Annotated in this window: 22 protein-coding genes; 3 read left to right on the forward strand and 19 right to left on the reverse strand. The window is 60.5% G+C overall.

What is annotated here, in order from left to right; all coding sequences use genetic code 11:
* Positions 1-77 precede the first annotated feature (77 nt).
* Together DG357_RS01710 and fdhF are read right to left on the reverse strand one after the other, a co-directional pair.
* The gene (locus DG357_RS01710; RefSeq protein ID WP_028015189.1) at positions 78-230 is read right to left on the reverse strand and encodes a Hok/Gef family protein; all 153 of its coding nucleotides are present in this window, start codon (positions 228-230) and stop codon (positions 78-80) included.
* A 320-nt stretch (positions 231-550) separates the two neighbouring features.
* On the reverse strand, positions 551-2698 hold the full coding sequence (gene fdhF / locus DG357_RS01715; RefSeq protein ID WP_080350978.1) for a formate dehydrogenase subunit alpha: 2148 nt from the start codon (positions 2696-2698) through the stop codon (positions 551-553).
* A 257-nt stretch (positions 2699-2955) separates the two neighbouring features.
* On the opposite strand from fdhF, the gene DG357_RS01720 reads away from it, so the two are divergent.
* Positions 2956-3687, forward strand: a complete 732-nt coding sequence (locus DG357_RS01720; RefSeq protein ID WP_048960190.1) for a response regulator — start codon at positions 2956-2958, stop codon at positions 3685-3687.
* Here DG357_RS01720 and DG357_RS01725 read toward each other — a convergent pair.
* From DG357_RS01725 to DG357_RS01750, 6 genes are read right to left on the reverse strand one after another with little or no spacing between them, the layout of a single operon-like run.
* Positions 3684-4691: a carbohydrate kinase family protein gene (locus tag DG357_RS01725; RefSeq protein WP_088204513.1), complete on the reverse strand. Its 1008-nt coding sequence runs from the start codon at positions 4689-4691 to the stop codon at positions 3684-3686. The two genes, DG357_RS01720 and DG357_RS01725, sit on opposite strands and share 4 nt — an antisense overlap.
* A complete protein-coding gene (locus tag DG357_RS01730; protein ID WP_028015195.1) occupies positions 4688-5548 on the reverse strand; it encodes a ketose 1,6-bisphosphate aldolase in 861 nt (286 codons plus the stop codon). Before DG357_RS01730 ends, DG357_RS01725 begins: the two co-directional genes overlap by 4 nt.
* Positions 5549-5558: 10 nt before the next feature.
* The gene (locus DG357_RS01735) at positions 5559-6245 is read right to left on the reverse strand and encodes a D-lyxose/D-mannose isomerase (protein ID WP_088204512.1); all 687 of its coding nucleotides are present in this window, start codon (positions 6243-6245) and stop codon (positions 5559-5561) included.
* Between the two features lie 49 nt (positions 6246-6294).
* Entirely contained in the window at positions 6295-7236 is a 942-nt protein-coding gene (locus tag DG357_RS01740; RefSeq protein ID WP_028015197.1) for an ABC transporter substrate-binding protein, read from the reverse strand.
* A gap of 30 nt (positions 7237-7266) precedes the next feature.
* On the reverse strand, positions 7267-8262 hold the full coding sequence (locus DG357_RS01745; RefSeq protein WP_088204511.1) for an ABC transporter permease subunit: 996 nt from the start codon (positions 8260-8262) through the stop codon (positions 7267-7269).
* The gene (locus tag DG357_RS01750; RefSeq protein ID WP_028015199.1) at positions 8259-9779 is read right to left on the reverse strand and encodes a sugar ABC transporter ATP-binding protein; all 1521 of its coding nucleotides are present in this window, start codon (positions 9777-9779) and stop codon (positions 8259-8261) included. Before DG357_RS01750 ends, DG357_RS01745 begins: the two co-directional genes overlap by 4 nt.
* Before the next feature lie 125 nt (positions 9780-9904).
* Here DG357_RS01750 and DG357_RS01755 point away from each other — a divergent pair, with 125 nt between their 5' ends.
* Complete coding sequence (locus DG357_RS01755; protein WP_088204510.1) at positions 9905-12184, forward strand: hybrid sensor histidine kinase/response regulator; 2280 nt, start codon at positions 9905-9907, stop codon at positions 12182-12184.
* A gap of 69 nt (positions 12185-12253) precedes the next feature.
* Positions 12254-12577 (forward strand): DDRRRQL repeat protein YjdP, encoded by a 324-nt coding sequence (gene yjdP / locus DG357_RS01760; RefSeq protein ID WP_028015201.1) that lies wholly within the window; start codon positions 12254-12256, stop codon positions 12575-12577.
* Positions 12578-12629: 52 nt separating this feature from the next.
* Here yjdP and phnP read toward each other — a convergent pair whose 3' ends face one another.
* The 11 genes from phnP to phnF are packed head-to-tail and all read right to left on the reverse strand — an operon-like array spanning position 12630 to position 20609.
* A complete protein-coding gene (gene phnP, locus DG357_RS01765) occupies positions 12630-13388 on the reverse strand; it encodes a phosphonate metabolism protein PhnP (protein WP_047366872.1) in 759 nt (252 codons plus the stop codon).
* A 9-nt stretch (positions 13389-13397) separates the two neighbouring features.
* The gene (gene phnO, locus DG357_RS01770; protein ID WP_088204509.1) at positions 13398-13832 is read right to left on the reverse strand and encodes an aminoalkylphosphonate N-acetyltransferase; all 435 of its coding nucleotides are present in this window, start codon (positions 13830-13832) and stop codon (positions 13398-13400) included.
* Entirely contained in the window at positions 13825-14376 is a 552-nt protein-coding gene (gene phnN, locus DG357_RS01775) for a ribose 1,5-bisphosphokinase (RefSeq protein ID WP_028015204.1), read from the reverse strand. The genes phnO and phnN overlap by 8 nt, the downstream gene beginning before the upstream one ends.
* Entirely contained in the window at positions 14373-15509 is a 1137-nt protein-coding gene (gene phnM, locus DG357_RS01780) for an alpha-D-ribose 1-methylphosphonate 5-triphosphate diphosphatase (protein ID WP_088204508.1), read from the reverse strand. Before phnM ends, phnN begins: the two co-directional genes overlap by 4 nt.
* Positions 15506-16186, reverse strand: a complete 681-nt coding sequence (phnL, locus tag DG357_RS01785) for a phosphonate C-P lyase system protein PhnL (RefSeq protein ID WP_047366876.1) — start codon at positions 16184-16186, stop codon at positions 15506-15508. Before phnL ends, phnM begins: the two co-directional genes overlap by 4 nt.
* A gap of 9 nt (positions 16187-16195) precedes the next feature.
* Complete coding sequence (gene phnK / locus DG357_RS01790; protein ID WP_088204507.1) at positions 16196-16951, reverse strand: phosphonate C-P lyase system protein PhnK; 756 nt, start codon at positions 16949-16951, stop codon at positions 16196-16198.
* Entirely contained in the window at positions 16948-17793 is an 846-nt protein-coding gene (gene phnJ, locus DG357_RS01795; protein WP_041911512.1) for an alpha-D-ribose 1-methylphosphonate 5-phosphate C-P-lyase PhnJ, read from the reverse strand. The genes phnK and phnJ overlap by 4 nt, the downstream gene beginning before the upstream one ends.
* A complete protein-coding gene (locus DG357_RS01800) occupies positions 17786-18850 on the reverse strand; it encodes a carbon-phosphorus lyase complex subunit PhnI (RefSeq protein WP_028015209.1) in 1065 nt (354 codons plus the stop codon). Before DG357_RS01800 ends, phnJ begins: the two co-directional genes overlap by 8 nt.
* Complete coding sequence (gene phnH, locus DG357_RS01805; RefSeq protein ID WP_028015210.1) at positions 18850-19434, reverse strand: phosphonate C-P lyase system protein PhnH; 585 nt, start codon at positions 19432-19434, stop codon at positions 18850-18852. Before phnH ends, DG357_RS01800 begins: the two co-directional genes overlap by 1 nt.
* Positions 19431-19883, reverse strand: a complete 453-nt coding sequence (phnG, locus tag DG357_RS01810) for a phosphonate C-P lyase system protein PhnG (protein WP_028015211.1) — start codon at positions 19881-19883, stop codon at positions 19431-19433. Before phnG ends, phnH begins: the two co-directional genes overlap by 4 nt.
* Positions 19884-20609, reverse strand: a complete 726-nt coding sequence (phnF, locus tag DG357_RS01815) for a phosphonate metabolism transcriptional regulator PhnF (protein WP_041911508.1) — start codon at positions 20607-20609, stop codon at positions 19884-19886.
* Positions 20610-20627: the final 18 nt, after the last annotated feature.

Genomic DNA, 20627 nt, shown 5'->3' on the forward strand with positions numbered 1-20627 from the left:
AGCAAAAGAAAAAAATGGGTGCATTAAGACCTCAGCATCCTACAAGCCGGGCGAAACCGTGGTTTCGCCCGTAGAGGTTAGCCTGCCACGCAGGCTAATTTCGCCGCCACCTCCTGATGTTCACTCTTTATTGAAAACTCGCACAGTCTACCGCGAGTAATAAAGGTAAATATCACTATCGTCAGGCAGATAATAAAGACGATGCCTAACGCAGTTTTTAATGGCGTCATGCCTTTTACTCCTTGTCAAAAAAAGAATAAGAGGCTACTCTCAACCTGTTGGTAGTTGAGGGGTAGCCTCGGGTGAATGAAAATTTCCCGGGGCTTTCCACTTTCTGTCCCTCAACAATGCTCAAGACAGAAAGTCTTAAGCACCCGCCGCACATCTTATCCTTCTGAATTAAAATGCAAAGATGTAATTCTGTTCTGCGCGAATTACATTATTTTGCGAGCCGCTTTCCAGAATAATAATTTATATTTTTAATGTTTTAAGCGGAAATAAAAAGGGAGTGAATAACTCACTCCCTTTATTCAACGATTAATTAACGGCTTCAACCCATTGCGCTTTCACGCAGCCGTGCTTTCAGCTTGTTATATTCGTCGATCACATACTGTTCCGCCGCGTGCTGATCCGCAATCGGCTCCACGTTGACGGCGCAGTATTTATACTCCGGCGTTTTAGTTATCGGGCTGAGGTTCTCCGTCACCAGCTCGTTACAGGCACCAATCCACCACTGGTAGGTCATATAGACCGCCCCTTTGTTTGGACGGTCGCTGACCTGCGCGCGGGTAATGATGCGGCCTTTGCGCGAATTCACCCACACCAGCGCTTCATCCTCAATGCCGAGGCGCTCCGCATCGGCGGTGTTGATCTGCGCGTAGCCCGGTTCGTCCGCCAGCGCCGCCAGCGCGGCGCAGTTGCCGGTCATCGAACGGCAGGAGTAGTGGCCTACTTCACGCACGGTAGAGAGCACCATCGGGTATTCGTCGGTGAGTTTATCGATCGGCGCAACCCAGTCGCAGGTGAAGAACTGCGCCAGCCCGTTCGGGGTGTCAAATTTCTCTTTAAAGAGATACGACGTCCCCTGGTCGGCCTCCGACTCGTCCCGGCACGGCCACTGGATGTAGCCCAGCTCACCCATTTTTTCATAGGTTGCCCCATAAAAGTCCGGGCACAGATGCCGCAGCTCGTCCCAGATCTCCTGGGTGTTGTTGTAGTGCATCGGGTAGCCCATGCGGGTGGCGATTTCGCTGATGATCTGCCAGTCCGTTTTCAAATCCCACTTCGGCTCGACCGCCTTAAAGAAGCGCTGGAAGCCGCGGTCCGCCGCCGTGTAGACGCCTTCATGCTCGCCCCAGGAGGTTGACGGGAGAATCACATCCGCCGCCGCCGCGGTTTTGGTCATGAAGATATCCTGGACAATCACCAGCTCCAGATCCTCAAAGCCTTTGCGCACCGCAGACAGCTCGGCGTCGGTCTGGAGCGGATCTTCACCCATGATGTAGGCCGCCCGCACTTCACCGTGCGCCGCGCGGTGCGGCAGCTCGCTGATGCGATAGCCGGTGTGTGCCGGCAGGCTCTCCACGCCCCAGGCCTTCGCGAACTTCTCGCGGTTTTCCGGGTACTTCACGTACTGGTAGCCCGGATACGTGTCCGGCAGCGCGCCCATGTCGCAGGCACCCTGGACGTTATTCTGGCCGCGAACCGGGTTAACGCCGACGTGCGCTTTGCCCAGATTCCCGGTCAGCATCGCGAGGCTGGTCAGGGATCGCACGGTTTCCACGCCCTGGTAGAACTGAGTTACGCCCATGCCCCACAGGATGGCGGCGGTTTTCGCTCCGGCATACATCCGTGCCGCCTGGCGGATCTCCTGCGCGCTCACGCCGGTTATTGCCTCTACCGACTCCGGCGTGTAGCCTTCGACAATTTTCCGGTACTCTTCAAACCCTTCCGTACGCGTGGCGACAAACGCCTGGTCGTACAGGTTCTCCTCAATAATGACGTGCCCCATCGCATTCAACAGCGCGATATTCGAGCCGTTTTTCAGCGCAATGTGCATATCCGCAATGCGCGCGGTTTCGATTTTGCGCGGATCGCAGACGATGATTTTCGCCCCGTTCTGTTTAGCGCGAATCACGTGGTTCGCGACGATAGGGTGAGAATCCGCCGGGTTATAACCGAAAATAAACACCAGATCGGTGTTATCTATCTCATTGATAGCATTACTCATTGCGCCGTTACCGACCGACTGGTGCAGACCTGCAACCGATGGGCCGTGTCAGACGCGAGCGCAGCAGTCGACGTTATTGGTACCAATAACGGCGCGCGCGAATTTTTGCATCACATAGTTGGTTTCATTCCCGGTCCCGCGTGAGGAGCCGGTGGTCTGAATGGCATCCGGGCCATACTTGGCCTTAATGGCACTCAGGCGCGTGGCGACGTAATCCAGCGCCTCGTTCCAGGAGACGGCTTCCAGCTTGCCGCCGCGCTCGCGGCGGATCATAGGGTTTTTCAGGCGCGGGGTGAGGATTTGTGTATCGTTAATAAAATCCCAGCCGTAATACCCCTTCAGGCACAGCGTGCCCTGGTTGGTTTTCCCCTGCGCGGCCTCCGCCCGGACGATTTTGCCGTTATCGACCACCAGGTGGATCTTGCAACCTGAGGCACAATAAGGGCAAACCGTGACGACTTTTTTCATCAGTCTGCTCCAGTTAATCAAATCTTTCGCACTGACTAATGCAGCTTCTATGCCATGTTTTTAGTGGGGTTACTCACCGGCTTTACGGTGCATTCCCGGCGAAATCTCTGACGAAAAGCAGACAATCGTCAAAATTGACGTGTCGAATGAGCGGCGGATGTGACATGGGTTGAATTTCCGTCACGGAAAAATCCATTTCACTGGAGCCGACGGCAGAATGGTTCAGACTTAACATAATCCCCTGACGGAAGCATATGATGAAACCGGCGATTCTGGTGGTTGATGACGATATGGCAGTGTGTGAACTGCTGCAGGATGTGCTGAGCGAGCATGTCTTTAGCGTGCTTGTCTGCCACAACGGCCAGGATGCGCTGCGACAGGTCCAGCAGGAGCCGGCTATCGCCCTTGTTCTGCTGGATATGATGCTGCCGGACATCAACGGCCTGCAGGTTTTGCTGCAGCTGCAAAAGCAGCGCCCGGCGCTACCGGTGATCATGTTAACCGGGCTGGGCAGTGAATCAGATGTGGTGGTGGGGCTGGAGATGGGGGCTGACGATTATATTGGCAAACCGTTTAATCCACGCGTGGTGGTGGCTCGCGTTAAGGCCGTGCTGCGTCGTACCGGAGCGCTGGCAGCCGAAGCGCCGATGCCACGTGCGGCGGGGATAACCTTCAACGACTGGACGCTGGACACCGCCCGCTGTGAACTGATTGATCCGCAGCGTAACGCCGTGCCACTGACTCAGGGTGAATATGGCCTGCTGCTGGCGCTCACGCAAAATGCCCGCCGGGTACTGAGCCGCGAGCAGCTGCTTGAGCTCACCCACAGCGAAAGTACCGAGGTATTCGACCGCACGATTGACGTGTTGATCATGCGCCTGCGGCGAAAAATCGAGGTCAACCCGCATCAGCCTAAGCTCATCAAAACCATGCGCGGTCTGGGCTACGTTTTTGCCGCCGATGTGTCTCATAGCGAGAAAGCGGCCTAAGTATTCTCTTTAATAAACAGCTGCAGCTCGGCCAGCGTTTTCGCGCCGTCAATCGCATTGGCCGCCAGCAGGCTTGCCCGCGCGCAGGCGTGCGCCAGATAAATACTTTCTGTCAGCGGCAGCGATTCATGGCAGCCGTATAAAAAGCCCGCGCAAAAGGCATCGCCCGCGCCGACGCTGCCGATAATCTCGTTCTGCTCCAGCTTCCACGACGGAACCCATCGGCCTGCTTCTCCCGGTGTTTCACCCCATGCCCCTTCCGGGCAGTGGATTACCACCCGCTGACGAACGCCTGCCGCCAGCAGCTGCGCCGCGGCATCGGCGATATGGGCGATGTTCAGGGCATCGTTGCCGTCGCGCATCTCCAGCCCGCTAAATTCACCGGCCTCGAGCTCATTAATCACCAGATAATCCAGATGGCGCAGGGCAGGGAGTACCAGCGGCTGATAGCGCGGGTCGCCCTTGCGGGACACCAGGTCAAGGGAGGTTTCATACCCTTGCTCGCGCATCTGCGCCAGCAGCCGCGCGCTGCGGGTGCCAAATTCGTCATCTGGCATATCCAGGCTGTCGAGCAGCAGCAGGTAGCCGAGATGGAAGATCTTCATCGATCCATCGAGACGATCGAAGGCGGGAAGATCCAGCAGACGGTTGGCGCCCGGCGAGTGGAAAAAGGTGCGCTGCCCGCTGGGATCGGTCATCACCTGCGACATGGAGGTTGGGGCGAAGGTGGTGCGCTGTACGCGCTGGCGGTTGACGTGGTACTGGTCGAGCATTGCCAGAATGTAGTCCCCGTCGCCGTCTTCCCCGATCAGCCCCACCGCCTGCAGCGGCAGGCCGGCGTGCATTTTCGCCAGCGTCAGCAGCACGTTGAGCGGCGCGCCGCCGGTGGAGCGTTCGCTGTGGGTGATTTCCGCCAGCCAGCCGCGCTCCGGCCACTGCACGATCTGGTGAACGTGATCCACCAGCATGTTGCCTGCGGCGATGATGCCTTTGCGTTCCATTATGCCTGCCCCGCGCTGCCGAAGATGCGCATCTGCTCGGCGACCGTATCGGTTATCGCCTCTTCTATCCCCAGCAGCAGTTCGGCAAACTCATCGTACAGCGGCTGGCGGTTCGCCATACGCTGCTCAACGGCGGCGAGCGCGGCCTGCGACATGCCGGTGTAGAAGTTGATTTTATGAATGCCCAGCTCGATGGCGCGGCGGAAGTCGGCATCGCTAATCCCGGAGCCGCCGTGCAGTACCAGCGGCAGCCCCGTCTGCTGACGAATGGCGTCCAGGCGCGGGAAATCGAGCTTCGGCTCGCCTTTGTATTTGCCGTGCGCGTTGCCGATGGCGACCGCCAGCGCGTCGATGCCGGTCTTATCGACAAACTCCCGCGCCAGCTGCGGGTCGGTAAAGAACGCTTCATCCGCATGTCCGTACAGCGCGCCGCCTTCATCCCCGCCGACCGCGCCCAGCTCCGCCTCCACCGAGACGCCCACCGCGTGGCACATCTTCACCACTTCCCGGGTCTGGCGAATGTTCTCCTCGTAGCTCAGCGTCGAGCCGTCGAACATCACCGAGCTAAACCCCAGGCGCAGGGCGCGCACGACGGCCTCGAAATGCAGGCCGTGGTCGAGATTCAGCACTACGGGAATATCATGACGGGCGGCTTCGAACTTGACCGCTTCGACCAGCGAATCCAGGGAAACATACTTAAAGTGCACTTCGGCGATGTTGATGATAAACGGCGAGCGTTCCTGCTTTGCGGCGGCAAACAGCGCGCGCAGGAAATGGGAGTCGAGCACGTTGAACGCGCCCAGCGCGTAGCGGTGTTTCCTGGCGTGCTCAAGACCGTCGGCAAGAGAAATCAGTGGCATCATTCACTCCTTATCTCCGAAACAGGTTGTACTCGTTGCACAGCACCAGCACCGCCGGTTCGTCTTCTTCGATGTTGTTATAGCGGGCAACGGGCTGCAAAAAGTGGTTGTCGTGCTCGTCGTCATTCACCGACGACACTTCGCCCACCAGCACGTCGCCAAAGCCGCGTTCGCCCCAGAAGCTGTGATACAGGCCGGGCGTGAGACAGATGCTTTCTCCTGGTGTGAGGCGCAGCTGGCTGCCGGGGGCGTGGGTTTGCCGACAGCCGTCAATCGTGACGGTCACGTCGGTGTTTTCGGTCTCCTCATGCATCCCGGCATTCCATAACTCAATGATCAGGTTCCCGCCGCCCCGGTTAATGATGTCCTCCCGCTTGCGCCAGTGAAAATGCATCGGCGTCACCTGGCCGTCGCGCACGTGCATGATTTTTTCGGCGTAGCATTTCTCATACGGCACGCCGTTGGGGGAGCCGTTGCGCAGGGTAAACAGCGTCAGACCCTGTGCGGCGAAATTGTTGCCGCCGAAAGCGGTCACGTCCCAGCCGAGCTTGAGGTCAAACACTTCCTGCCACGCTGCCTGGTCAAGCTGCTGCCATTTTGTGGGTGGAAAGCTGGCAAACGGCGGGAGATGCACGTCGTGCATGGAAAAGAACTGCCGCGTGTGGCCGAGGATTTCATTGATGTCGGAGCGTTTCATGGGGACTCCTTGAAAACAGTTCCCTCTCCCTGTGGGAGAGGGAAAAGGATCATTTAACCGTCCACCCCTTATACGTGCCGACGTTCTTTTTATCGATCATCGTCACCGGGATCAGCACAGGCTCTTTCGGCGCAGGTTTGCCCTGCAGAATGTCATAGCCGATCTCCACCGCCTTCGCCGCCATCACCTGCGGATCCTGCGCCGGGGTCGCCACAAACAGGGAGTTTTCGCGCTTCAGCGCCTCTTCACCGTCCGGGGAACCGTCCACGCCGACGATAAAGAACTCGTTGCGCTGGGCCTGTTTCGCCGCCAGATCGGCGCCGATCGCGGTCGGATCGTTAATCGCGAATACGCCGTCGATCTTCGGATTGGCCGCCAGCAGGGAGGTCATCACTTCCAGCCCGCCTTCACGACTGCCTTTGGCATTCTGGTTGTCCGAGAGCACCTTGATGTCCGGATGTTTTTTGAATTCCGTCTGGCAGCCTTCCACGCGGTTCTGCACCGCGGAGACCGGCGGTCCGTTGATGATCACCACGTTGCCTTTGCCTTTCAGGCGGTCGGTAATGTACTTACAGGCCATTTCCCCCGCCTGGGTATTATCGGAGGTGATGGTCGCATCGGCCCCTTCCGCCGCCACGTCCACCGCCACGACCACGATCCCCGCTTCTTTGGCTCGCTTCACCGCCGGGCCGATCCCTTTGGAATCCGCAGCGTTGAGGATGATCATGTCCACCTTCGCGGCGATGAAGTTATCGATCTGCGACACCTGCTGGCCCAGATCGTACCCGCTGGAAACCAGCGTCACCTTGACGTTATCGCCAGCCAGCTTGCGTGCTTCCAGCTCGGCACCTTTGGTGATCTGCACGAAGAACGGATTAGCCAGGTCGCCCACCGTCACGCCGATGGACTTCAGATCTTTTGCCTGCGCAAACGGCGTTGCGGCCAGCAGGGCGCCAGCACAGAGCGCGGTCACTAAGGGTTTCAAACGCATCTTGTCTTCCTCGCTTGTAGGGTATTGTTGTTATGCACTTTGATGATGTCGGGTACGGTATTTGTCGATTAGCACCGCTATGATGATCACCGCCCCTTTGATCACCAGCTGCCAGAAGTAGGAGACGCCCATCAGCGTCATGCCGTTGTTGAGGGTGGCTATGATCAATGCCCCCACCAGCGTGCCGGTGATCGTGCCGATCCCGCCGACGAAGCTGGTGCCGCCGAGGATCACCGCCGCAATCGCATCTAACTCGTAACCCGTGCCGAGGTTGCCGTTGGCGCTGTAGAGGCGCGAGGCGCTCATCACCCCGCCGAGGCCGGAGAGCAGGCCGCTCATGCCGTAGACAAACAGCAGCACCAGCCAGACCTTGATGCCGGTTAAGCGCGCCGCCTGCATGTTGCCGCCGACCGCGTAGATATGAACGCCGAGCGTGGTGCGGCGCAGGATGAACCAGCAGATAGCGATGACCGCCAGGGCAATGACTACGAGCCACGGAATCGGGCCGAGATAGTTATTGCCGATCCACTCGAAGCTGATGCTGGAGTTAATCACCGTGGTGCCGTCCGCCAGCAGATACGCCGCGCCGCGCAGCGCCGTATAGGTGCCGAGCGTGACGATAAACGGCGGCAGCCCGGCGAAGGCCACCAGCGCGCCGTTGAACAGCCCCAGCCCCATGCCGAGCATCAGCGCCGCCGGAATGGAGAGCATCGCGAATTCAGGAATAAGCGAGACCACCATCGCCGCCACCGCCGTGGTGCCGAGAATCGAGCCCACGGAGAGGTCAATCCCGCCGGTCAGGATGATGAAGGTCATTCCCGCCGCCAGCACGATGTTGATCGACGCCTGACGGGTAATGTTGAGCAGGTTACTTTCGGTAAAGAAGTTCGGGGCGATAAAGCCAAACACCGCCACAATCAGGATTAAAATCGGCAAAATGCCGACCGTTTGCATCAGATCGCTCATCAGCATTTTTTTGGCGGAGGCGGATTTCGCCACCTGCTGCGGATGGGTTGGAGTTGTCATGATTGCACCGCCTGATGATGTGTGTCGTTCACGCCGGTTGCCAGCGTCATAATATTTTCCTGAGAGATGTCGCGCCCGTGCAGTTCACCCGCAATGCTGCCTTCCCGCATTACGTACACCCGGTCGCTCATCCCCACCACTTCCGGCAGCTCGCTGGAGATCATCAAAATCGCCACGCCCTTGCGCGCCATCTGGTTCATGATGCGGTAGATCTCGCTTTTGGCACCGACGTCCACCCCGCGCGTGGGTTCGTCGAGAATCAGAATGCGCGGGCCAATCGCCACCCAGCGGGAGATCAGCAGCTTTTGCTGGTTGCCGCCGGAGAGCCCGCCCGCGCGCACCTGAGAATGGGGCACGCGGATGTTAAGCAGGGCGATAGCATCATCGGAAATGGACTGGGCTTTTTTGCGGTTAAGCATGCCGAAGGTGGCGTCGCGCTCCAGCGTCGCCATGGTGATGTTCTCCTGCGCCGCCAGCTCCAGAAACAGCCCCTGCTCCTTGCGGTTCTCGGTGAGAAAACCAATCCCGTTTTCAATAGCCGCGCGCGGGGAGTGGATCACCACCGGCTCGCCGTCGACCTCAATCATCCCGCCGGTGGCCTTGCGCACGCCGAAAATCAACTGCGCCAGCTCGGAGCGTCCGGCCCCGACCAGCCCCGCCAGCCCGACGATTTCACCGGAGCGCACCTGCAGGCTGCATGGCTGCACTTTTTTACCGTCGGTGAGGTGGTGCACGTTGAGACGCGGGCTGCCGAGAGGGATATCGCGCTCTTTGTTGAACAGATCGCTGAGCGGGCGGCCCACCATCATCTTCACCAGTTCAGACGCGTTCAGCTTGTCGCGCGTCAGGCTGCCGACGTACTGCCCGTCGCGCAGAACGCTCACGCGGTCAGAGAGTTCATATACTTCCGCCATGCGGTGGCTGATATAGATGATCGCCATCCCTTCATCGCGCAGGCGCAAAATCAGTTCAAACAGGCGATGGGTTTCGCGGGAGGAGAGGGCGGCGGTGGGTTCGTCCATCACCAGGATGCGGCTGTTGCGGTGCAGCGCGCGGGCGATTTCCACCTGCTGCTGCTCGGCGATGGTCAGCTTCATCACCAGGTCGGTGGCGCTGAACTGCGCGCCGAGACGGTCAATCACCGCCTGCGCCTGGGCGGCCATCTCCTTGCGCTGCACCAGCCCGCCGCGCGACAACTCGCTGCCGAGGAAGATATTTTCCGCGACGGTCAGATTGGGGGCGAGCTGCATCTCCTGGTAAATCAGGGTAATGCCTGCGGCCAGCGCGTCCTTCGGCCCTTTGATGTGAAACGGCTGGCCGTCGATCAGGATCTCGCCGCCGGTGGCGGTATAGGCCCCCGCGAGGATCTTCATCAGCGTGCTTTTTCCCGCGCCGTTTTCCCCCATCAGCGCGTGGATCTCACCGGGGAAGACCGTCAAATCCACGCCCTTGAGCGCGTGGAAATTGCCAAAGGTTTTGGCAATGTGGCGCATCTCTAAAACCGGGGTTCTGCTCATGGCGGATCTCCTGTGAATGTCGATATCTGCACTTCATCACAGGTGCGTAAATGCAAAATGTCAGAAGCTGTTCATATTTGTCATAGTTATGAATAGCGAATGTGGATCACAGTTACGGAGTCAACATGCCTTCACGCCCCCCGTTCTTCTCCAGCGCCCGCGGTCGCCTGCTGATATTTAACCTGCTGGTGGTCGCCGTCACGCTGATGGTGAGCGGCGTGGCGGTGCTCGGCTTTCGTCATGCCAGCCAGATTCAGGAGCAGGTCCAACAGCAAACGCTGGACGACATGACCGGGAGCATGAACCTCGCGCGCGACACGGCCAACGTGGCAACGGCGGCGGTGCGGCTTTCGCAGGTGGTAGGGGCGCTGGAGTACAAAGGCGAGGCCGAGCGGCTGAAGCAGATGCAAACGGCGCTGCGCCGCTCGCTGGAACAGCTGGCGGATGCCCCGCTGGCGCAGCAGGAGCCGGCGCTGGTGGCGCGGATTATTCGCAGAAGCAATGAATTACAGCAAAGCGTAACGGGGATGCTGGAGCGCGGGCAAAAGCGGCATCTTGAGCGTAACGCGCTGCTGAGCTCGCTCTATCAAAGCCAGAGCTATTTACGCCATCTTCAGAACATCAACCGTCGCTTCGGCAGCAACGTGCCGGACGCGCGGCAGCTGATGGAGATGGATCGGCTGATCGCGGCCGCGATTGATACACCTTCGCCGCGTGCTACCGTTCAGCAGCTGGACGCCGTGACCGCCACGCTGCCCCGAAGCGCCATACAGCCGGTCGTGGAGGGCGTTCTGCCCGATTTTAACGCCGAGCTGCGCAAGCTTGCCCCGCTGTCGAAGCAGCTGGAGGAGAGCGATCTGTCCATCAGCTGGTATATGTTCCACATTAAGGCGCTGGTGGCGATCCTTAATAGCGATATTAATCAGTACGTTGAGCAGGTGGCGCAGGTTTCCCGGCTTCGCACGGCCCAGAGCCATCACGAGTTGCAATCCATCAGCGTGTTTATCAGCATCTTCGCCGTGCTGGCGCTGATCATCACCGGCTGCGCCTGCTGGTATATCTACCGCAATCTGGGCTCCAACCTGACGGCCATCTCCCGGGCGATGTCGCGACTTGCCCACGGTGAACAGGATGTTTCTGTTCCTGCGCTGCAGCGGCGCGACGAGCTGGGCGAGCTGGCGCGCGCGTTTAACGTTTTTGCCCGCAACACCGCCTCGCTTGAGCACACCACGCGTCTGCTGAAAGAGAAAACCACGCAGATGGAGATCGACCGCATCGAGCGTCAGGGGCTGGAAGAGGCGCTGCTGCACAGCCAGAAGATGAAGGCCGTCGGACAGCTGACCGGCGGGCTGGCGCATGATTTTAACAACCTGCTGGCGGTGATCATCGGCAGCCTTGAGCTGACAGACCCCGAATCAAACGACGCACCGCGCATTACCCGTGCGCTGAAGGCTGCCGAACGCGGCGCGCTGCTGACCCAGCGCCTGCTGGCGTTTTCCCGCAAACAGTCCCTGACGCCGCATGCAGTAGAGATGCTGCCCCTGCTGGAAAACCTTCGGGAACTGATGCGCCACTCGCTGCCCGCCACGCTTTCCCTGGAGATTGAAGCGCAAACCCCGGCATGGCCCGCGTGGATTGACGTCAGCCAGCTGGAAAACGCCATTATCAACCTGGTGATGAACGCCCGGGATGCGATGGAAGGCCAGAGCGGGGCGATCAAAATTCGCACCTGGAACCAGCGCGTGACCCGCAGCGACGGACGCAGGCAGGATATGGTAGCGCTGGAGGTCATCGATCGCGGCAGCGGGATGTCGCAGGAGGTGAAATCCCGGGTTTTTGAACCGTTCTTCACCACCAAGCAGACCGGGAGCGGAAGCGGGCTGGGCCTGTCGATGGTGTACGGTTTTGTGCGTCAGTCCGGGGGGCGGGTAGAGATCGAAAGCGCGCCGGGACAAGGAACGACCGTGCGGCTCCACCTCCCGCGCTCGACGCTGCCCGCCGTTTCGGAGGATGAAGCGCTGGCTGCCACAACGTCCGTGGATAACGAGCGGCTTGTACTGGTGCTGGAAGATGAGGCGGACGTTCGCCAGACCCTGTGCGAACAGCTGCATCAGCTTGGCTACCTGACGCTCGAAGCGGACAGCGGCGAGCAGGCCCTGAGCATGCTGGCGGCGTCGCCGGATATTGGCATGTTTATCAGCGATCTGATGTTGCCCGGAAGCCTGAGCGGGGCCGAGGTGATTAACCATGTGCGCAGCCATTATCCGCAGCTTCCGGTGCTGCTGATCAGCGGGCAGGATTTGCGCCCGGCGCATAACCCGCAGCTGCCGGACGTTCCGTTACTGCGTAAGCCGTTTACCCGCCAGCAGCTGGCGCAGGTGCTGCGGAAGGTGATGGTAATTTGAGATTCCTCCGCTACCCCGGTTCCCAGCCATTCATTACCGTAAGGCCAGTTCCCCTGCGAGTCTGGCCTTATGAAACGTTACTCTACCGTCCTGTTATTTGGTCTGCTGACTTTAACCAGCCAACTGGCGCATGCCGATGTGATTGATGACGCCATTGGCAACATTCAGCAGGCGATCAACGATGCCTACAACCCCAGCAGCAGCCGTAATGACGATGACGACGATCGTTACGACCGCAGCCGTCAAATCGACAGCCGACAGTACGACGATCGTCGTCGGCAGCTCGAAGACAGACGCCGCCGCTTAGACGAGCGTCAGCGCCAGCTGGACGACGACAGGCGTCGGTTAGAAGAGGACGAGCGCAGGTTGGAAGACGATTACGATCGCGGCTAAGTGCGGCCTGTTGCCCTCACCCCAACCCTCTCCCACGGGAGAGGGAGAAAACCTAATCCAGCACAAGTACCATCCCGTCATATCCCGCTTCAATGCCGTCCGGCAGCGGGTTATCCATCATCCATGCGTCAAACTGATGGCTAATGTGCGTCAGGATCACCTGCGGACAGCCAATCACCTCGTTCAGGGCAATCACCGTATTTAAATCACTGTGGTTGCGCGGTGTCTCCGGACGCGGTTCATGGCTGCAGTCGATGATTATCGCCTGTGGCTGATTGTTGAGCAGAAACGTCACCGTTTTATCCGGCAGCCCGGCGGTATCAGAAAGCCACGCCACGCGGCTATGGGCCGATTCCAGCAGATACCCGAAGGTCAGTTTTGAATGGTTGAGCGGCAGCGGCGTGACCCGCAGCCCCTGCAGCTCAAACATCACGAACGGCTTGACCGTGTGGCTGAAATCCAGAATACCGGGGTGTTTAAACAGGTCGTCACAGCCCGCTTCATCCGGCGGGCCGAAGACCGGGATGGTTGCGCCCACGCCCCAGCGCAGGGGGAACAGCCCCTGGACGTGATCCATATGATAGTGCGTGAGCAAAAACTGCTGGAAGCTCCCCGCCGGCCAATCGTCCATCAGGTGCGGAATGCCCGCATCCAGCAGGGTGACAGCATCGTTGAATTTGACCACCGCGCTACAGGGGCGACGGCGATAGTTGTCCTGCAGGCGCGCCCTGCGACACGCCGCGCAGTCGCAGCCAAAGACCGGGACCAGCTGTGCGCTTCCGGTTCCCGTTAACGTGATGGTCAGACTCATAACGCACCTCTACAGCGGTTTGGTGAAGCGAAAATGGCTCTGCGTATATCCTTCGCGAACGTAAAAGCGGTGGGCGTCCGTGCGCTTCACGCTGGTGGAGAGCTCCGTTAGCTCGGCGCCGGCCTCTCGTGCCACCCCTTCCGCCCAGGCCAGCAGCTGGCTGCCCACCTTTAATCCGCGCGCCTGCGGCATCACCACCAGCTCTTGGATCTCGCCGATCCAGCGGGCATGATGCAGGTGAAACTGCATGTGCAGGCCGATCATGCCGACGACCTGTCCGTCCAGCTCGGCAAGCTGGTAGCGCATGTTGTGATCCTGCAGATTGGCAAGATAGCCAGCGTGAAACGCCTGGTGGTCAAATTCACACTGCTTAAGCTCGCAGATCAGAGCGTAAACGATTTGCGCGTCGTCGGCGGTGGCGGGGCGAAGCTGGCAGTCAGGCATGCTGTCTCTCCTTCTGGCGAATAAGCGATAAAAAGGTCTCGACTGACTGTAGCAAACTTCCGTCGTTATTGAGGACATGACAGCCCGACGGAGTGTAGCGCGCCGCACGTTCCAGCCGCTGGTCGATCTCACGCGCATTTTCGCGCCCCCGGCTTTGCAGGCGGCTGCGCAGAATATCCGGAGAAACCTGCAAACAGACCGGCAGCAGCGCCGCTTCGTACCGGGCTTTTGCCTGCGGCAGATGCGCGCGCGAGCCGTTAACCAGCACGTCGAAGCCTGCGTGCAGCCAGAGGTCGATCTCGATGCCGACGCCGTAATAAAAGCCGTTCGCGTGCCAGCTCAGCGCCAGCAGATTTTGCCCGGCGCGGGTAAAAAACTCCTGCTCGCTCAGGGCGATATGGTTTTCACTGCCAGCGTTCGCCGCGCGGGTAATGTAGCGGTGCGCCACCAGCAGCTGTGAATGTTCCCGCTGCCGTAATGCCGACAGCAGGCTGTCTTTTCCCGAGCCGGACGGGCCCATTAACCAGATGAGTCTTCCCATCAGAACACCCTTTTTCCCTGACGCCAGACGTGGTCGATATGAACGTGCTCGCCCTTGCGGTGCGCCAGCACCAGGTCTGCCCGTTTGCCTTCGGCAATCTCACCGCGGTCGTGAAGGTTGAGCGCGCTGGCCGGGTTTTTCGTCACCAGTCGAATCGCCTGCGGCAGCGTAAAGCGGTTGTCCTCGTCGTCTGCAACGCGGAAGGCCGCGTCCAGCAGGCTGGCGGGGTAGTAGTCAGACGAGAGGATATCCAGCAGGCCGAGGGAAGCGAGTTTGCTTGCCGCCACGTTGCCGGAGTGCGATCCGCCGCGCACGATGTTCGGCGCGCCCATCAGCACGTTCATGCCGTGTTTGCGCGATGCCTCTGCCGCCTCGAACGTGGTGGGAAATTCGGCGATCACGCTGCCAAGCTGGTGGGATTCGCGTACGTGATCGTGAGTGGCATCGTCATGGCTGGCCAGCGCAATGTTGCGGTCCCGACACATCGCGGCAATGGAGAGACGGTTCGGCTGCGACCATTGTGCCGCAAGCGCCAGCTGCTCTTCTTCGTAGCGCGCCATCTCCGCGTCGTTGAGCGAGTATTTGCCCTGATAGTATTCGCGATATTTTTCAATGTTGGCGAACTGGCGCTGCCCCGGGGAGTGATCCATCAGGGAGACCAGCGAGACCGGCTCGCGCCCGACCAGCTTTTCAAACAGCGGCAGGGTGGTGTGATGCGGCAGCTCGCAGCGCAGGTGCAGGCGGTGCTCGGCGCGGTTGAGGCCGCGCTTTTGCGTCTCCTCTACGGCGTTGATCATCTTTTCCAGATTTTCCAGACGATCGCCGCCGTCGCGCACGTCGCCGATCGCCACCGCGTCCAGCACCGTGGTGATGCCGCTGGCGACCATCAGCGCGTCGTGGCTGCTCATCGCCGAATGGGCGGGCCAGTCCACCTTCGGGCGCGGGGTGAAGAATTTATCCAGATTATCGGTATGCAGCTCAATCAGCCCCGGCAGCAGCCAGCCGCCTTCGCCGTCCATCGCTTCAGGAGAACGGCTTTGGGTTTCGGCAAAGGCGCGGATGACGCCGTCCTGGATTTCAACCGAACCCTTCACGACCTCATTTTCCAGCACCAGCCTGACATTATTGATAATCATGCGTTTGTCCCCATCGGGTGCAGCCTGTCCGCTACGCGATTGCGGACGGCGTCGTCGTGGAAGATCCCGACGATCGCCGCCCCGCGCGCTTTGGCCTGTTCGATCAGCGCTATCACCGCTGCGCTGTTTTTAGCGTCGAGCGAGGCGGTGGGTTCATCCAGCAGTAATATCGGATAGTCGACGATAAACCCGCGCGCGATATTCACGCGCTGCTGCTCGCCGCCGGAAAAGGTCGACGGGGCGAGGTGCCACAGGCGCTCCGGCACGTTGAGGCGCGTCAGCAGGCTGGCGGCCCTGGCGGCGCAGGTTTCGCGCGGCACGCCGAGATCCAGCAGGGGCTGCATCACCACATCCAGGGCGGAGATCCGCGGGATCACCCGCAGGAACTGGCTGACCCAGCCGATCGTTGAGCGGCGCACTTCCAGCACCTTGCGCGCCGGGGCCTGAACCAGATCGACCCACTCTTCGTTATGGCGAATATGGATGTGGCCTTCGTCCGGTAAATAGTTGGCGTACAGGGAGCGCAGCAGGGTCGATTTACCGCTGCCGGAGTGGCCGTGCAGCACCACGCATTCACCCTGACTCACCTCAAGCGAGGCGTTTTGCAGCACCGGCAGGCGCACGCCATTTTGCTGGTGGAGCACAAAGGTCTTACTGACATTTTCAACGTGGATCATGTTGGCCTCTCAATTCTGTAATACCGACGACACCAGCAGCTGGGTGTACGGAAGATGTGGATCGTCGAGCACGCGGTCGGTCAGCCCACTTTCCACCACCTGACCCTGCTTCATCACCAGCAGGCGGTCCGCCAGCAGGCGCGCAACGCCCAGATCGTGGGTGACAATCACCACCGCCAGGTTCAGCTCCACCACCAGGCCGCGCAGCAGGTCGAGCAGGCGGGCCTGCACGGAGACGTCCAGCCCGCCGGTGGGTTCATCCATAAATACCAGCTTTGGATGGGTGACCAGATTGCGGGCAATTTGCAAACGCTGCTGCATACCGCCGGAAAAGGTGGTTGGCAGGTCGTCAATGCGCGAGGCGGGGATCTCCACCTCCTCCAGCCAGTGCTGTGCGGTGGCGCGGATGTTGCCGTAGTGGCGCGCGCCGGTGGCCATCAGCCGTTCGCCGATATTGCCTCCCGCCGACACCTGACGGCGCAGGCCGTCCATCGGGTGCTGATGCACCACGCCCCACTCGGTGCGCAGCAGGCGACGGCGCTCGGCCTCGCTTATGTCGTAGAGGGAGCGTCCCTGATACAGGATCTCGCCGTGTTGCGGCGTCAGACGCGCGGAGATGGACTTCAGCAGGGTGGTTTTGCCGGAGCCGGACTCGCCGACAATGCCCAGCACTTCGCCCGGCCACAGCTCGAACGACACGTCGCTGAAGCCTTTTCCCGGCGCATAAAGGTGGGTCAGGTTATTAACCGAAAGCAGCGGTTTCATTGGCCGTTCGCCTCGCTCTGTTGGCGGCAGTAATCGGTGTCGGAGCAGACAAACATCCGTTTGCCCGTATCGTCCAGCACCACTTCATCGAGATAGCTGTGTTTGGATCCGCAGATGGCGCACGGCTCGTCCCACTCCTGCACCGTAAACGGGTGATCGTCGAAATCCAGGCTTTCGACACGTGTATACGGCGGTACGGCGTAGATGCGTTTTTCACGTCCGGCACCAAAGAGTTGCAGGGCAGGCATCATGTCCATCTTCGGGTTATCGAATTTTGGGATCGGTGACGGGTCCATGACGTAGCGCCCGTTGACCTTCACCGGGTAGGCGTAGGTGGTGGCGATATGGCCGAAGCGGGCGATGTCTTCATACAGTTTGACCTGCATGATCCCGTACTCTTCCAGTGCGTGCATGGTGCGGGTCTCGGTTTCGCGCGGCTCGATAAAGCGCAGCGGCTCCGGGATCGGCACCTGGAAAATCAGAATCTGATCTTCCGTCAGCGGAGTCTCCGGAATTCGGTGGCGGGTCTGGATCAGCGTCGCGTCTTCGGTTTTTTCGGTGGTGTTGACGCCCGTCACGCGCTTAAAGAAGTTGCGGATCGACACGGCGTTGGTGGTATCGTCCGCGCCCTGGTCGATAACCTTCAGCACGTCCGCTTCGCCAATCACGCTGGCGGTGATCTGAATGCCGCCCGTGCCCCAGCCGTACGGCATCGGCATTTCACGGCCACCAAACGGCACCTGATAGCCCGGAATAGCCACCGCTTTTAAAATGGCGCGGCGGATCATGCGTTTAGTTTGCTCATCCAGATAGGCAAAGTTGTAGCCGCTTAAGTTAGCCATTGGCGCGCTCCCGTTGCAGGCGTTTCAGCAGTTCCAGTTCGGCCTGGAAATCGACGTAGTGCGGCAGCTTGAGGTGCGAGACAAAGCCTGCGGCCTCGACGTTGTCCGCGTGGGCCAGTACGAACTCTTCGTCCTGCGCCGGGCCGGCAATGTGCTCGCCGTAGTCCGGCGCCTGCAGGGCGCGGTCAACCAGCGCCATCGCCATCGCCTTGCGCTCGCCGAGGCCAAACACCAGCCCGTAGCCGCGGGTAAAATGCGGGTCTTCATTCTCTGGCGCGACGAAACCGTTGACCATTTCGCACTCGGTCATCAGCAGTTCGCCGACGTTCACCGCAAAACCCAGCTCTTCCGGCACGATTTCGACGTCGAGATAGCCGCTGCGGATCTCTGCCGCGAACGGGTGGTTGCGCCCGTAGCCGCGCTGTGTGGAGTAGGCCAGCGCCAGCAGATACCCTTCGTCGCCGCGCATCAGCTGTTGCAGGCGGGACGAGCGTGAGCACGGGTAGACCGGCGGCGTGCGGGTGACGTCGTCCGGCGTGGCGCCAGTGTCTTCTTCCGCTTTCGCCAGCCCCTGGTTTGCCAGCAGGCTGAAGACGTGCGGAGACGGTTCCTGTTCGACGTCTGAAGTGCTGAGCGTTGGGGCTTCGCCGTTCGCCAGCAGCGTGAAGTCCAGCAGACGATGGGTGTAGTCGTAAGTCGGGCCAAGCAGCTGGCCGCCGGGAATGTCTTTATAAACGGCAGAGATTCGGCGCTCCAGGCGCATTTCCGCCGTGTTCACCGGCTCGCTGACTGCCAGACGGGGAACGGTGGTGCGCCAGGCGCGCAGCAGGAAGATGGCTTCCACGTTATCGCCGCTGGCCTGCTTGAGCGCCAGCGCTGCAAGCTCGCGGTCAGCAACGCCGCCCTCGGTCATCACGCGGTCAACCGCGAGGTTAAGCTGTTGCTCAATTTGGGCGACGCTCAGCTCGGGAAGCTGTTCATCGCCCCGGCGTCTGTGCTCCTGTAAGGCATGAGCGGCGGCGATCGCCTTTTCGCCTCCTTTGACGGCTACGTACATCAGCACACCTCCACGTGGGTAGTCCGCGGGATTGCCAGCAGGCGCTCCCCGCAGGTCAGGATCAGGTCAATGCCGAGCGGGAACGGGTGCGGGCGCTCGGTCAGCTCATGGATGATGCACTCCGGTAGCTGGGGCGCGACCATCCGCTCGTCGGCGATGCCTGCGCCCGTCAGGCGAAGCATGCGGCCACCGCTCAGGCTGGAGACCTGCAAAATCAGCGTGGCGCTGGTTTCCGGTGCGACGGCGCTGCCTTCGCTCAGGGCGTTAAGCTGTTCATGGCTGATCTGTTCGTCGGCCACGGCAAAGACCGCCTGCTGGGGCTGCTCGACCAGCGGCGCGCTGGTGTGAAAGCGCAGGTTCTGGCTGGCGATATCGTTCAGCAATGCGCCTGACAGCCATACCGGGGTGTCGTTGTCCGCCAGCGTCAGCAGCACGCTGGTGGAGGCGAGGTTCAGCGGCAGCCAGCCCTGCGAGAGCTGGTGCAGCGAGACGATCACGCCGGGCTCGCTCATGGCTTTCAGCAGGCGACGGAAACTCTGTTGGGCATCCTGGACGGCCAGGGTAAAAGCAGGTTGAAGCGTCATGCGTTGTCTCCGCGAACGAGCGTAAAGAAGTCGACCCGGCTGGTGTTCACTTCGGCCTGACGCGCGGCAAGGCGTGCGGCGCGGTCGGCTTCCAGCGGGGCAATAAGGGTTTCCATTAACGTCTGGAAATGCGGGTGTTCCTGTAAAAGCGCGTCGATCACCGCGCAGCGCTCGGCGTGCGTTTTGTCTCGCCCAAGTACGTAGCTATAACCCAGCGTGCCGCTGTTAAGGCGGATAGCCGCGCGGGTGAGGGTGGCATCGCCGGCGAAGAAGCGCTCGCCGGTGCCGCCCATGCGTGCCTGGATCTGCACCAGGCCGATCTCCGGCGCGCGGATCGTGTCGTAGTCCGGCGTCAGGCCGAGTGCGTTCATGCGGGCGGCCAGCGCAGCAGGCTGGCTATGGGCCAGCACGCGCATCCAGCGCTGTCGGGTGGAGGTGTCGAAGTGCATTCAGTGCTCCATGGTGAATTCAATCATGTCGGCGCGGGTCAGGCTGACGGAGTATTCCGTCGCGTTGATCTCGCCGTCACGGTGGTTGAGGGTGCGCACGCAGAGCAGCGGGGCCATGTTGGGGATCTCCAGCACCTTGCTCTCTTTCGCCTGTGCACGGCGGGCGCTGATGCGCGTCTGGGTGCGTTTGAGCGCGATACCCGTCGCGTCCTGAAGGAAATCATGCAGGGAACCGCTGGCGAAATGTTGCAGCACGGGCCAGAGGGTGAGGTCCGCGAAGTAGTGGTCAATCTGGCAGACCGCCACGCCGTTGACCCGGCGCAACGTACGCAGGTGTACGACGTTGTCACCCTCCTGAATCCCGAGCGCATCCGCCACGTGGCGGGAGGCCGGGCGCAGAACCGAGAGCAGCTTTTCGCTGGTTGGATGGCTACCCTGATCCAGCAGATTCTGGCTAAAACGCGCCTGGGCGTTGAGCGGGTAGTCAAACGGGCGCATCAGCACCAGCACGCCAACGCCCTGACGGCGCTGGACCCAGCCGCGCTCCACCAGCTGGTCAATGGCGCGGCGCAGAGTGTGGCGGTTCACCTCGTAGCGGTCGGCAAGCTGCTGCTCGGCGGGCAGGTAGTCACCGCAGCGGTAATGCGTGCGCAGCTCCACTTCGAGCCTGGCCGCAATCTCTTGCCAGCGGGTAGGGTAACTGGTCGGATGTCTGGATAAGTGCATACCAATCAAAGCCTCGCT

It is taken from the genome of Enterobacter bugandensis (assembly GCF_900324475.1).
Classification (GTDB): Bacteria; Pseudomonadota; Gammaproteobacteria; order Enterobacterales; family Enterobacteriaceae; genus Enterobacter; species Enterobacter bugandensis.